Origin of the sequence: uncultured Nostoc sp. (assembly GCF_937863485.1) — a bacterium.
Taxonomy (GTDB): Bacteria; Cyanobacteriota; Cyanobacteriia; order Cyanobacteriales; family Nostocaceae; genus Nostoc.
In genome coordinates, this window is sequence record NZ_CALMFY010000176.1 from 1 (window position 1) to 14,028 (window position 14,028).

Below are 14,028 nucleotides of genomic sequence, written 5' to 3' on the forward strand. Positions count from 1 at the left end.
GGGAGCAACGCGATTTTGTGAAGTCGGTCAAAAAAGGTGCGATCGCGAATAATTCTCTTCAATAAAAAAATATTTATTACCTAGGATTACGTAGAAATATTTAAAAATTTTTTACCTGCTCTGTGATGACGACAAAAAAGGTAAGATTCCCTTTAAATAATGTTTTCATATAGGGAATGCCTACCTTTCATGACAAAAAATATATGTGCAACTCTTGATTTAAACAAATCAGTAAAAACTTTTGAATTGAATATTACAAAACTTTTAGAATTTTCTCATATTAGAGAGTGGAATGGGAAAAAGCTGAGAGAGCGAGAAGAATAAATTAGAGAACAGGCAATAATTTTAGCAGGTCAATGTATAGCTATTTTATTATATAACCTTTCAACATCCCCAAAAATTCTTAACTATTCTGTTAGTCAAACACAGGGGTGGAGAAAATTAAATACACAAAAGCATGGTTGTAAAAAACGACAAATAACAACAATTGGAAATGTCGAAGTAACTTTAAATTTACCTTATGTACTTGAACGGAATCCCACAAGTAAAGAATCTGATAATTCTTCACTCAATGAGCAAAAAATAAAAGCCTCAAATCAAGGATTTTGTCCGTTTTTAAAGTGGCTAGGGATGTCTGAAGGTATTACCCCTTTAGTCTGGTCAATAATCGCAAAATATGGTGCGCTCGCTAGTTGTTTCGATGCAGCACGTTCGACGCTAATGGATTGGGGAATAAATGTTAGTTTAAAACGAATCGAACGCCTGACTTACCTTTTTGGTGAAATTGGTATTAATCTACGCCAATCAAAAATATTAAATCTGGAGATGGGTCACTTATCTAATAGTAATGTTCTCAAAGAACAACGAGTTGTAATCGCTGTAGATGGTGGAAGAACTAAAATTAGGTTTAACAAAAAAGGTAGACGCAGTAACAAAACAAACCGTCATGGTTTTGTCGGTGAATGGATGGAGCCAAAGTTACTAACAATTTATGTAGTAAATGAGCAAGGGAAAAAAATTAGAACATCCGCAATACCTATTACTAATGATGGCACGTATTCTGGTTATAAAGAATTCCTCAAAATTTTAGAGATGTATTTGGTAAATTTGGGTATAAGTGAAGCCAAGCAGGTGTTATTGATTGCTGATGGGGCAGAATGGATATGGATACACATTCCTCCTTTACTAAAAAAATTAAAATGCTCACTTGAAACTTATCAATTATTAGACTTTTATCACGCAACATCACATTTACAAGACTTTGCTGATGCTGCATTTAGCACAAATAATGAGCGACAACAATGGTTTAGACGCGAAAAACTTTAAAGAAAGGTCAAACATTAAATTTAATTAGAAACATGGATGAATTTATCTCCGGGGCAAGCGGAGAGCGTCTTCAAATTTTGGTACGAGAGCGAAACTATATTCTAAAAGCTTACCGACGGAGGCTTTTAAAGTATAACGAAGTCGCGTCTCGAAAATTACCTCTTGGTAGTGGTGCTGTTGAAAGTTTGATTCGTCAAGTTGTTAATTTACGGATGAAAGGTAATAGTAAGTTTTGGCTTCAAGATAACGCAGAAATTATGTTGCACCTACGTTGTCAATGGATAGCTAAGAGTTGGGATAATTTTTGTAATTCTATCTTTAATTCGTTTATCAAACCCAAAATGTCCTGATAAATTTTATACTTTAATTCGGCATTTAATTGATTTTATGCCATAATTGATACCAAGTCTTAAAGACTTATTGCAAATATATTTGGAAATAATCGTAAAATAATTTACTAGCAATCTTTTTGAGATATCTCATCAAGATGGCTTTTCGTGCAATTACGTATGTTAATTGCAAATAAAATCACCTTATACAGAAATGTAAGTTTTAGCGTAGGCGTAGCCCGCCGAAGGCATCGCACTTTTTTTACCCGATCTCACAAAATCGCGTTGCTCCCTGGAGTAAGTGCAATGGAAGCAAGCGTAGGCATCGCTTGATCGTCGCTCCTTATCTCTTGAGGATAAGTATAGTTTGTGTGAATGAATACCCAAGAATTTCTAAGAGGAAAAAAGGAAAGTGAAGGCGTTGGCGATCGCTTTGCAGTAAGGCGATGCCAACGCCTGGCTACGCCTACGCTCTCCTAAACCCGTTAACAGGTTTACTTGATTCACTTCTCTTGGATAATCTACTGGGAAATTACGATCCTTGGCTGCATCTTGGCCATATCTTTCAAAAGTAATTGGATGACATACACGAGTATGAATCCGCACAGGTAGAGGATTTGGCTGTCACAAAACGTAAGGTGAGTGGTGGTTCCCGTTTGATGGAGCGGTTTTAACATACTGCCAAGAAAGTTGACGGTGATGCAGACTTGAGGCAGCGCGTTGGGCGGCTCTGCCGACTTGAAGCGACTGCCGTATCGCCGTCAAGGTCGGAAGGGAATTGATTTTTTTGTACAAGCTCTACTTGCTGACTCTATTAATCCTCAGTCTCGCCCTTCTTTACTTCCGCAATATTAGACCTGAATCCTTACCTCTCAACTTTCACCAGATCAACAACTGTGATTTTTCACAAATGATTTAGGATTGCTATAGCAAATTCTCTAATTTAAAAAAAATGTACGAACCCCAGTTATGATATGTAGTTATGAAAAAGCTAGCAAAAATCGCTTTAGCAAGTAGTGTTTTAGCGATGACACTCAGTATAAATATTTTGGCTCAAGCCCAAGAAGAACGTCTGCTGACAATCGAGGATCAGTTTGGCTTTCGCCAAATAAGCGATCCCCAACTTTCTCCCACTGGAGACTGGATTGCTTACACAGTAACTAATACGGATTTGAAAAATGATACACAAGAAAAACATATTTACATGACTTCTTGGGATGCTTCCCGAACGTTACATTTAACTAACGGTAAAGATAGTGAATATAACCCTCGGTTCAGCCCAGATAGGAAGTATCTAGCTTTCATCTCCAGCCGTGAATCTGGAAAACAGCAAATTTGGTTGCTCAACCTAGCAGGTGGTGAAGCCGAAAAAATATCCGACTTTGCTGGTGATGTTAGCGATTTTGTCTGGTCTGGTGACAGTAAACGACTAGCCGTAATTGCCTCTCAACCAGCTCCAGAAACTCCCTTTAATGGCAAAACCCCACCACCGATTGTTATCGATCTGTTTCACTTCCTTGAAGATGGTGTCGGTTTTATCGACAAAAGTCGAGAACATCTTTATGTATTGGACTTAGCAACTCGCAAAACAGAGATTCTCACCCCAGGTTCATTTAATGAGTCTTTACCTGCTTGGTCAAGTGATAGCAAAAATATTGCTTTTGTGAGCAAACGCGGTGAAAATAGCGAGCGCAACAATAATTGGGATCTTTATGTCATCGCTGCCCAACCTGGAGCAAAAGCCCGCCAGCTAACCACTTTTTCTGGACCTGACTGCGATCCTGATTGGGGTAGCCGTCCAGCTTGGAGTCCAGATGGGAAGTCAATTGCCTATCTTCAAGGAGGTTCACCCAAGCTCATTGAATACGCAGTTTACCATCTAGCGGTGATTCCTGCCCTTGGGGGCACTCCGCGTCTACTGACTTCCAGCCTTGATCGCAATGTTGTCAAACCGCGTTTTACAAAAGATGGGAAATCAATACTGTTTTTAATCGAAGACGATGGCAACGTTCACCTTGCAAAAATACCCGTAGGTGGTGGCAAAATTGAGCGCTTATTAGCAGGAAGACGAAATATCAGTGACTTTGATTTAGGAGGCGATGACAAAATTGCTTTACTTTTTTCAACGCCACAACAACCAAATGAAGTCTTCACCTTCAAAGGTAAAGATTTGCGTCTATTGTCGCACCAAAATGATCAGTTGCTAGTTCAGCTAAATTTAGCAACTACAAATGAAATCAGCTTTCATAGTAAAGATGGAACAGAAATTCACGGCTTTCTCGTCAAGCCACCTAACTTTCAGTCAGGGAAGAGATACCCGACACTGCTGATGCTGCACGGCGGACCTGTGGGGCAGTTCACAAATCAGTTTATGTTTAATTGGCAACTGTTTGCGGCCAAAGGCTATGTCGTTGTCGGTGTTAATCCACGCGGGAGTTCAGGAAGAGGTGAAGCCTTCTCCAAAGCGATTTATGCAGACTGGGGAAACAAAGATGCTCAAGATATTATTGCTGGTGCTGATTATGCGATCGCTACCGGAATTGCTTCGCCATCGCGCTTAGGAATTGGCGGGTGGAGTTATGGGGGAATGTTGACCAACTATACTATTGCTCAAGATACTCGCTTCAAAGCCGCAGTTAGTGGGGCTAGTGAATCAAATATTCTTGCGACCTACGGTACAGATGAGTATATTTATGACGAAGAACAAGAGTTAGGCGTACCGTGGAAGAACCTTGATCGATGGCTGCGAATTTCTTTCCCATTTCTTCACGCTAACCGAATTGTTACACCGACAATATTTCTGGGAGGTGACAAGGATGGTTCTGTACCACTGCACAACTCTGAGCAGATGTATCAAGCCCTGAAAAGTCTCGGAATCGATACTCAGTTAGTAGTTTATCCCGGACAGTCCCACGGGATCAGCAAACCGAGTTATCAACGTGATGTCCTAGAACGTTATTTAGCTTGGTATGATAAATACTTGATTCCCTCAACCGTAACTACTGGAAAATAGTCTTGAAGAAGAATTTAGTGCTTCTGAATTTAGGAGCAAAGCTAGAGACAAACGAAAAGCTCCGATGAAGAGGGAGGAAAGTGCTGTATCCGTAACCAGCTTCTCCTTTTAGAAGTTCCCATACGCCTAGAATAGGGCTAATGCAGTTATTTAATTTGCCAAATATGTATAGTGCTATCCTCATCGCTACTAACAAGGGTTTTACCGCCCATTGGATGGGACGCAATCGCACCCAATCTAATAGACCGTTATATTATTAATAGAGTTGTCGGGAAATAAAAGATGAGTGAGGCAATGGTGATCTTGCGACACCAGATTTTCTTAAGCAGCCATCAAGTAGAAGTTCCATAATCCTGCTGCGGTCAGCATCAAGTGATCATCAAAGTTTTCAATCCGATTACGATAAATAACACTGGCAGCGTTGTATCGCTCTAATAGGGAGTAGGGAGTAGGGAGTAGGGAGTAGGGAAGAAAGAAGGGGAGCAACGCGATTTTGTGAGGTGCTGCAACCTGGGACGTATATAGCTTGTTTCGGGATGCGATCGCAACTAAAAAACCAAGTTTTGTTGAGAATATAGAGGTATAATTGAGAACTAAACCCCGATCTCACTTTTTCGCGTTGCTCCCTTCCGTTCTCAATAAGCTTAAGCTTTTTAGCACAAATATTATTAGTGGGATAGGTTTCAGAATCTCTTTATCAGCTACATTGAAGGCAGTGCAAAACTTAATTTTCTCCCACCCCTCAAAATGAGCAAACGTACAGTTTTAGAGTGATGGAAGAGCGCTAAAGTCGGCATCTAAAAAGTTAAGCAATACCTTTCGCCGTCTGGGCAACGATGAAATCCACTACATCCTCTAGGCATTCTGTACGCTTGTACACTTCACGCTGCCGTGTTGCACCATTCCCATGCTGCATTGTCTGCTGCACAAGCGATGAAATCTCGTCCCAGTCTCCATACTCTTCTAGCGATGGACGCACGAAGGCTAGAAACTTCTCAAGCAAATTCTGCGCTGGGACAGCACGCATTGCTTCAACGTCTATTAGTTCTGTATCCAATCCATAGCGTGCAGCACGCCAGTGAGCAGCACGTATAACTTCATGGCGTGCAGCCGGAAATGGTTCGTCTATTTTTGCTTGTTCGTAGCACGTGCGTGCCAAGGCACGCACCAGTCCTGCAACCATTACTGCTTCGTCTACTGTCATGCATACATCTGTGACGCGAAACTCTACTGTTGGGTAACGCTCAGACAGACGTGCATCCCAGTATATCTTTGTTGCCTCCTCTACACTGCCTGTTGCGATTAAAGCTTCTGCAAGCGCTTGATATTCAGCAAGTGACTCAAAAATTAATGGCGGCCCTGATATCGGCCACCTCCCCCAAATTTCCGTGCGGTAACTTGCATATCCTGTATCCATACCCATCCAAAAAGGCGAGGAAGCAGCTAGCGCCAGAAGGGGTGCTAGCCAGACTCGTGCGCGGTTCATGACAGAAAGTGCCATCTGAGGATCGCTAATACCAATGTGTACATGACAGCCAAAAATCATTTGTTCGCGGGTAAGTTGCTGGTAATCTCGCATTAGCCCTTGGTAGCGTTCTTTGGGCGTAATCTGCTGTTCTGACCACGAAGAGAACGAGTGCGTCCCAGCGGCAGCGATTTGGTTCCCGTCTTTGGCTGCTGCTGCAATTATTTCTTGCCGCAAACGTACAAGTTCTGCGCGGACTTCTGCCAGCGTTTTACAGACGGGTGTGCCAATCTCTATCTGCGACAGATAAACCTCAGCTTGTACCTCTTCTCCAAGAACTTTCTCGGCTATCTGTAAAATTTGCTGTTGACGCGAGCAAAGCTCACGAGTTATGGGGTTAATAATTTGGTATTCTTCTTCAACACCGATAGTGAAGTCTTCTGGCTGGGATACCATCTAAAATGTCTCTGTAAAGGACTAACTTTTAATATTAGACGAGGTTTTAATTATCTGGTTAAAATTCTGTTTTGTATTCTACTACTTATATATGAATTTATTTGGCTTTTATCCAGCCTAATTTTGACCGGCTTAACTTTACTTCTAGATCATTTTAATTTTTGTATATAAATAAATTGTTAATGTACCTAAAAAACATGCAGCTGTATGTGTTATTAACAAGCTGGTCAACTAAATCAACAAAATATGGATAAATTTTATAATCATCTATGACGTAAAAATAAGACTTCAAACACTTTATTCTCTGCCACAAAAGTTTAAATGTTTCTAAACTTCTATCTCCTAATATACAAGCTATAACTTCTAAATCACTGTGATTGACGGCTATCTATAACCAAACTTTATTTTTTTTGAGCCAAAAAAAGTTTCGAGTTCATCTATTTTTGTGACCTCTGGTATCTCTTCTGTTTCCGGTTGTTCTGTTAAGATGTTACCTGCCTCCTTCACCCAATTTATAACCGTAGTATGATAGCGAAGCGTTAGCGAGTCCGCGAGCGTCTGTACTTTTCTGTCTGGGATACACTCTGGCACACTGTAAGGTTAAACTACGGATTATATTGTAGAAGTTTTATTAGACAAAAAACATAATTATATCTGGTGGTAATTACAGCCTACCTTGCTCATTTATAACTCAGTTTATAAAGCTAACTTTTCGTTACACTGTTCACAATACTTACAGTGTTCTTTGCCTCTAGCTAGAGAATCTAGTTCAAAGTAATGTTCAACTCCGCATTTTGAGCAGACAATGTAAATTAGCAAATCCGTAGTTTTATACTTTGTCATTGCAATCGCTTATTTTTATCTTCCTGATTTTGTGTATCCACAATATCACTAAGCGCTTTTTTGGCAATCTGAGTTAATTTCTTCTCGCCATCAAAAAATGTTTTGGCACTGGCAATTTGCTTGAAGTGCATTCTACATGATTTGCAAAGTTTTTTGATTTATATTGCATCATGTCAAGTTTTGTAAAAAGCGATAGCCTTGTGAAGATCAGAATCTCGCTCCTTTAGAGAAAAAAGCCGAACGATTGTTATATACAATAGATGAGTTATATCGCGCATTTCTAAAATCTGAAAACGCTTCTACCGAGACATAAAAGTTGCGTTCCCAATTTAATATCTGTATTGGACGAGTCGAGTCGAGGGACTTAATCTTAAGGTCATAAACAGCACTCCCTTGTGCAGCACATCACGAAAGAGCCAAAACGTGTAATTACTGACTATATATTGATGTAACCGAAAGTATTGATGTTACTTGACTGTGGCTACAAAAGTAAGAAACTCCAGCAACTAATTGCTTACTTTGGGTTTGATTCAAGCATTTTATACCATTTGCTTTGAGGCAATCGCGAAGAGCGCCGTCGCATCCCATTACCAAGTCTCTCAGTGCGATGGCGTACCCGCCCACCGTAGGCGATCGCTCCAGGCACATCTCACATTTCCTCTAAAAAACTGGCAAGCACCAAGCGGAGCGTTGCATAGACAAGCTAGAAAGAGCGATCGCTCATTTAGCACCTGTAATAATATATCGCGGATACCGGAGTATGTAAGTACTTAAACATCCGCATATCCGAGTACTCGCGCTTCTAGGTGCTATTGTTTTAGTAAACTTTATTAGAACAATACGGCTCGTCACTCCATACTCGCACAATGGCACCTTGTTTGGTGTCTGCCATCTCAAGAGGTATTAGTTCATGAAACAGTTGTTTGCTTTCATTACGATTGCTTTCCTCTACTTTAATTTCGCTCATCTCCTCAACGTGTCTGGATCAGTCTCAGCACATTCAGATAATAGTTGTACTTTAAGGGTGTTGAAAAAAGGAGAGGGTTGTTTTCTTTACAAGGTTGAAGCTGGCAATTTTTCTATCCCTGTTTACTACTACCTACCTAATCAATTGGAGGCAAATACTAAAGTGGTATTCGCCATGCATGGCGAAAAACGGAATGCTGAAGATTATAGAAATGACTGGAGAAATATTTACAACCGCAAGGGCAGCAGCAACCCAAATTTTATCCTGCTTGCTCCGCAGTTTGAGCAAAAGTGGTATCCATTAGCTACAGGGTATAATCTTGGCAATATGTTTACAGAAGATTTGAAGATTCTAAATCCTCGAAACCAATGGGCGTTTACTGAAATTGAAAATATTTTTGACTTCGTGAAAAGAAGCACCGAAGTCAACGCAACCAATTACTATCTCTATGGTCACTCTGCTGGCGCACAGTTCGTACATCGAATGGTCATCTTTATGCCCCATGCACACATCAAAAAGGCTATCGCCGCAGAGGCTGGTTCATACACAATACCTGATGAGCATACGGACTATCCTTGCGGTTTCAATAAACAAACCGGAGATCAACTGTCATCTGTGGACTTGAAAACGACCTTCAATACACCAATGACAATAATTTTAGGCACAAAAGATAACAAACCTTTATCGGATATGCATGATACCTATAAGTGCGATGCACAACAAGGTTCTAATCGTTTGGCTCGTGGCGAATATTTCTACACTCAAACAAAAAGCATTGCTAATAATAAGAGAGAAGATTTTCAATGGACTCTCAAAAAAGTTACCGCTTCTCACATTGTTCCAAAAACGAATCCCCCTATTGAAGATCCTATGTTAGTGTCTTGTGCTGCGAAGGAGTTTTTTCCGAAATTAGCGGGGGTTAACTGCAAATAGGGGAGTGTTACCGAAGCTGCAAAAGCTAAGGGTACAGGCATCTGTGAGAGGTACGTTCTTGTTTTTGTGTCATCCGAGGCAACTCAGCATTTACACACGGAAATTACCAGTAATGGGGCAGGTGAAGCCGGATTGTTTTTGCATAGCGAAGGTAATCTAGACGCAGCACCAGATTTAGAGATGATCTTCGGTCTCATTCTGTCGTCACCTCCTGATTGTCGCAACTCTAGCTTGGGATTCTCAGGGAAAGTCGTTTTGACCCATCCGGAAAACATTGGCAGTGTCAGTTTGCGTGGCCTTGACCCCAAAGATGCACCAATAATTCGGATGAACTATCTGCAAAGCCAATCCGATGTGAAAAAGCTAGTTGCTGGAATTAAATTAATCCGCCAATTGTTTCAGACCCGTGCCTTTGATGAGTTTCGGGGTGAGGAAATTGCTCCTGGTGCCGACGTGATTAGTGATGAGGCACTCGAAGCTTATACCCGGGAAACTTGCAATACGGTGCATCATCCGGTCGGCACCTGCAAAATGGGAACTGACCCAATGGCGGTTGTAGACCCTGAACTACGGGTACATGGAGTTGAAGGATTGCGTGTTGTTGATGCGTCCATCATGCCAACTCTAATCACAGGACATACAAACGCGCCCACTATTATGCTTGGCGAAAAAGCAGCCGATTTAATTAAAGCCGCAAGTGGTGTTTCACAGCGATTACAGAAAGCAATTGCAAAGTGATAGGGAGCGCCAAGACGCGGAGCGGTTTATGTTTGATATGACTTGGAATGCTGTAAGTAGTCAAACATAATTAATTCTACAACCTCATTGCAATGAAGCAATCACAAGGCTGACTTGGTCAACGAAGTTGGTATAGAAACTTCTGTTATCTGGTTGTAATTGCTCAGACGCCTTAGTGTCGTATTTTAAAATACGACATTTAATAAAATTCTTAAACTAATTTTTGTTATATTTTAAAATCCGACAAAAAATTTATATAGTAAAACGAAGCTAAATAATTTATTATGAAACAGATAGTTAATACTACAGTTACCTGCAATTGCTAAGAGATTAGGTATAAAGTTGTATTCCAAAATTCGGAGTTTTAACGAGTTTAAAAATGCTAGTGCCTATGGATTACTATCGCACAAATATCGTCCCAAGCATCCTGCTTCCAAAGATTTCAAATTAATTGTTGATGATCTAATTGCATTAATTAAGGAAAAATAATGGCAAAATTATTACCGCAAATCGGCGATAAATTTAAAGTGGCAGTACAGAAAACCGATCAAGAACAAAGGATTACAGATTTACAAACTGAAGTAGAAAGGTTGCGTGCATTGCAATCACCAGAATTAGAGACACAAATTACCAAACTGCGGGAACAATTGCAAACGCAAATAGGTGAGATTGGCATTGATACAGGTTTAATTGACCCTAACCCTAATCAGCCACGACAGACAATTACACAAGAGTCTATTCAAGCAAAAGCGAGATTACTTAAAAAACATGGGCAGATTACACCAGTAATTTTAGTGGCTCAAGATCATGGTCGTTATATGCTCTTGGACGGGCAGTTACGTTGGTCAGCAGCAAAGCTACTAGGATGGGAGACTATTCGGGCATTAATCGTACCTCAGCCGCAAGATTTAGACCAATCATCATTATTGACTTTTTTAGGTTTTGAAGATTTAAATCCACTAGATAAGGCAGAAGCAATATTTAAAGAGATCACCAAATCAACTGCTTTAGAATTTGATGAGATTACTACAAGTCTTGCTGCTGTACTTAAGCGACTTGAACGTCATAATCAAGTCAAAGAGTTAACAAAATTATTAATTGCTACTAGTGAGGAGCAACAACAAGGTTTAGAAGTATTGGGTATTATTAACGAGGAGCAAGCTTTATTTTTAGTCTTCTTAGAATTTGGGTTGAATCCTGCTTCTGTTAAGTCCAATCTTTTACCAATGTTATCTTTGCCAGAAGATTTAAAAAAAGCAATTCGTCATCAAGAACTCAAAGGCGCTCACGCATTGGCATTAGCAACATTATCATCAAAAATATTGAAAACTTCTGAACAAGAAGCAGCTATAGAACGAATAAAAGCAACAGAAAAGGTATTAAAAGAAAGTTTAACTGTACCTGAGACACGTGATTTAATTAAAAGTATTAAAGCTAAGTATTTAACATCAGAACAATTAGAATCGAAAGAAATAAAAGTAATTATTCAAAAAATCAGTAGTGGATTATCTGAGATGACTTTAGCTAATGCTAATCGTGAAGAACTTCAATCTTTACAAGGAATATTGTCACAGAAATTAGATGAAATTGGGAAGTTGCTCACTTAAAGAAACAGCAACTTAATTGAAAGGTTCAGCAAGATTACGTTGACAAGCGTAAACTGTGATGTCTTCTACGGTCACGGAGGAAACTGCTAGTTCAAAAACAATTAGGATGGGATAGAAAAACTATTCGCAAAGGTATTAAAGAATCAATTAGTGAAATTAGTTGTGTGAAATACGTCCCTGCATATTCTGGTTTCTCCTGCCACCATACAAAAAATATCTTCCTCTATTTCCGACCCCTTTTTCCGGTAACGTGTACTTAGGCACTTACGAGTTTTATAATACTATTAATTTTGATGATTTTGATATAAACTCTCTTTAATAAATTCAACAAACTCCGCTGAACGTAAAGTATCAGAGATTTAGCTGGTATTTATCTAATAGAAAAAATAGATAAACAAATAGTTTTATCTAACAACCTAAAATTTTTGTGGCAAAATTTTTAAGATTTTTAAGTTGAAGTAAACAATCCAGAAACTAAATAAAAATTATATTTAGGGCAATGAGAGATTTAGACTTGTTCAAATGGTTAAATATTGCCATTACCAGTGGAATAATTTGCGCTGGTAATTGTGCGATGTCTACGACGGGCTGCGCCTACGCTCAAATCACACCAGATAGTACTCTACCCATTAATTCTAATATTCAAAAAATTGACAACACTATAAAAATTGAAGGCGGAACTACTGCTGGAAGCAATTTATTCCACAGCTTTAGTGAATTTTCTTTGACCACTGGGAGTACAGCTGATTTTGACAATAGTCTGAATATTCAAAACATTATTAGCCGAGTCACAGGAAAGTCTCTCTCTAATATTGATGGGTTAATTCGTGCTAATGGTACAGCTAACCTGTTCTTGATAAATCCGAATGGGATTATATTTGGTCAAAATGCACAGTTAGACATTGGCGGTTCGTTTATTGCCAGCACTGCAAGTAGCTTGAAATTTCCCGATGGTTTTGAATTCAGTGCAAAAAATCCTCAATCTACATCTCTACTAAGTATCAATGTACCAATAGGTTTGCAATACGGGGCAAATCCAGGAACAATTCAAGTTAAGGGCAATGGTCAGGGTGTGAGGCTCACAGATGAATTGATTGACACACCAAATGCGCTACGAGTGCCAGCCAATGAAACCTTAGCGTTGGTGGGTGGTGATATTTTTTTAGAGGGAGCAACACTGAAGACGGCAGGAGGAAGGATAGAGTTGGGCAGCGTAGGGGATAACAGTCTGGTTAGTCTTACACCGATAACTAAAGGTTTTTCCTTGAGCTACGATGGAGTGCAAAACTTTGGCAATATTCAACTATCGCAACTTTCAGCAGTAGATGCTAGTGGTGTAGGTAGCGGTGATATCCAAGTGCAGGGTCGGCGTGTCACCCTCAGCGATGGTTCAGAAATTGAGGCAAGTACTTTGGGAGCAGGAAAAGGTGGAAAGTTAGTAGTCAATGCTACTGAGTCAGTAGAGCTAGTTGGTATCTCTGCTGATGCTCAGTCTCCCAGTGGCTTTTTTTCTGCTACTTACCCAGGTAAAACCGGAGATGCAGGAAACTTGACAATTAATACTCAAGATTTGCTCGTGCAAGATGGCGCACACGTAACTGTCAGCACATTTGGAGCAGGCAAGGGGGGTTCTTTAACTGTCAATGCTAATAATGTGCAAATCATTGGTTTATCTGCTGATGGTACTTCTGCTAATTTGCTTGCAAATGCTTACTCAACCGGAGATGCAGGAAACTTGACGATTAATACCCAACATTTGCTTATGCAAAATGGCGGACAGGTGAGTGTCAGCACATATAGAGCAGGTAATGGGGGTTCTTTAACTGTCAATGCTAATAATGTGCAAATCATTGGCACTTCTGCTGATGGTGAGTTTCCCAGTGGCTTGTTTGCTCGAACTAAGACAATCGGAAATGCAGGAAACTTGACGATTAATACCCAACATTTGCTTATGCAAAATGGCGCACAAGTGAGTGCTAGCACATTTGGAGCAGGCAAGGGGGGTTCTTTAACTGTCAATGCTAATAATATGCAACTGATTAGTACCTCTGCTGATGGTCGCTTTAGCAGCAGCTTGTTTGCAGATGCTCGCTCAACCGGAGATGCAGGAAACTTGACAATTAATACTCAACATTTGCTTGTACGTGATGGTGCAAGGGTGGGTGATGGTACATTTGGAGCAGGTAAGGGGGGTTCTCTAACTGTCACCGCTAACGATGTACAACTGATTGGCACCTCTGCTAAAAGTCAGGCTAGCAGTGGCTTATATACTCAAGCCGAATTAATATCAACCGGGAATGCAGGAAACTTGACGATTAATACCGATAAATTACTTGTTCAAGATGGGGCGG

At 40.1% G+C, this 14,028-nt stretch carries 8 protein-coding genes and 3 pseudogenes; 8 read left to right on the forward strand and 3 right to left on the reverse strand.

The features are described from left to right. The first annotated feature begins 189 nt into the window (after nt 1-189). A pseudogene (locus Q0541_RS23580) lies at nt 190-1,676 on the forward strand (ISLre2 family transposase). Between the two features lie 507 nt (nt 1,677-2,183). On the opposite strand, the pseudogene Q0541_RS23585 reads toward Q0541_RS23580, so the two are convergent. Further along, nucleotides 2,184-2,276 (reverse strand): annotated as a pseudogene (locus Q0541_RS23585) (glycerol acyltransferase); the annotation flags it as partial. Here Q0541_RS23585 and Q0541_RS23590 point away from each other — a divergent pair. Both Q0541_RS23590 and Q0541_RS23595 read left to right on the forward strand, forming a co-directional pair. Next, nucleotides 2,273-2,510, forward strand: a pseudogene (locus tag Q0541_RS23590) (hypothetical protein); the annotation flags it as partial. The pseudogenes Q0541_RS23585 and Q0541_RS23590 overlap by 4 nt on opposite strands. 127 nt (nt 2,511-2,637) lie before the next feature. Further along, on the forward strand, nt 2,638-4,668 hold the full coding sequence (locus Q0541_RS23595) for a S9 family peptidase (RefSeq protein ID WP_298916266.1): 2,031 nt from the start codon (nt 2,638-2,640) through the stop codon (nt 4,666-4,668). Between the two features lie 805 nt (nt 4,669-5,473). Here Q0541_RS23595 and Q0541_RS23600 read toward each other — a convergent pair. Further along, on the reverse strand, nt 5,474-6,589 hold the full coding sequence (locus Q0541_RS23600; RefSeq protein WP_298916269.1) for a carboxylate-amine ligase: 1,116 nt from the start codon (nt 6,587-6,589) through the stop codon (nt 5,474-5,476). Between the two features lie 839 nt (nt 6,590-7,428). After that, entirely contained in the window at nt 7,429-7,563 is a 135-nt protein-coding gene (locus tag Q0541_RS23605) for a hypothetical protein (protein WP_298916272.1), read from the reverse strand. Nucleotides 7,564-7,942: 379 nt separating this feature from the next. On the opposite strand from Q0541_RS23605, the gene Q0541_RS23610 reads away from it, so the two are divergent. From Q0541_RS23610 to Q0541_RS23630, 5 genes are all read left to right on the forward strand, one after another. Then, entirely contained in the window at nt 7,943-8,206 is a 264-nt protein-coding gene (locus tag Q0541_RS23610; RefSeq protein ID WP_298916275.1) for a hypothetical protein, read from the forward strand. 136 nt (nt 8,207-8,342) lie between these two features. Continuing rightward, entirely contained in the window at nt 8,343-9,332 is a 990-nt protein-coding gene (locus Q0541_RS23615) for a hypothetical protein (protein ID WP_298916278.1), read from the forward strand. Nucleotides 9,333-9,398: 66 nt separating this feature from the next. Then, a complete protein-coding gene (locus Q0541_RS23620) occupies nt 9,399-10,070 on the forward strand; it encodes a GMC oxidoreductase (protein WP_298916282.1) in 672 nt (223 codons plus the stop codon). 488 nt (nt 10,071-10,558) lie between these two features. Next, nucleotides 10,559-11,677: a ParB/RepB/Spo0J family partition protein gene (locus tag Q0541_RS23625; RefSeq protein WP_298916285.1), complete on the forward strand. Its 1,119-nt coding sequence runs from the start codon at nt 10,559-10,561 to the stop codon at nt 11,675-11,677. A 499-nt stretch (nt 11,678-12,176) separates the two neighbouring features. Next, nucleotides 12,177-14,028: filamentous hemagglutinin N-terminal domain-containing protein (locus Q0541_RS23630; protein ID WP_298916289.1), on the forward strand; the 1,852-nt coding region annotated here is incomplete at its 3' end.

Excerpts from the sequence above, each read along its gene's own strand:
- Q0541_RS23595 (WP_298916266.1), top strand. The coding sequence starts at position 2,638 with ATGAAAAAGCTAGCAAAAATCGCTTTAGCAAGTAGTGTTTTAGCGATG.
- Q0541_RS23605 (WP_298916272.1), bottom strand. The coding sequence starts at position 7,563 with ATGCACTTCAAGCAAATTGCCAGTGCCAAAACATTTTTTGATGGCGAG.
- Q0541_RS23615 (WP_298916278.1), top strand. The coding sequence starts at position 8,343 with ATGAAACAGTTGTTTGCTTTCATTACGATTGCTTTCCTCTACTTTAAT.
- Q0541_RS23600 (WP_298916269.1), bottom strand. The coding sequence starts at position 6,589 with ATGGTATCCCAGCCAGAAGACTTCACTATCGGTGTTGAAGAAGAATAC.
- Q0541_RS23625 (WP_298916285.1), top strand. The coding sequence starts at position 10,559 with ATGGCAAAATTATTACCGCAAATCGGCGATAAATTTAAAGTGGCAGTA.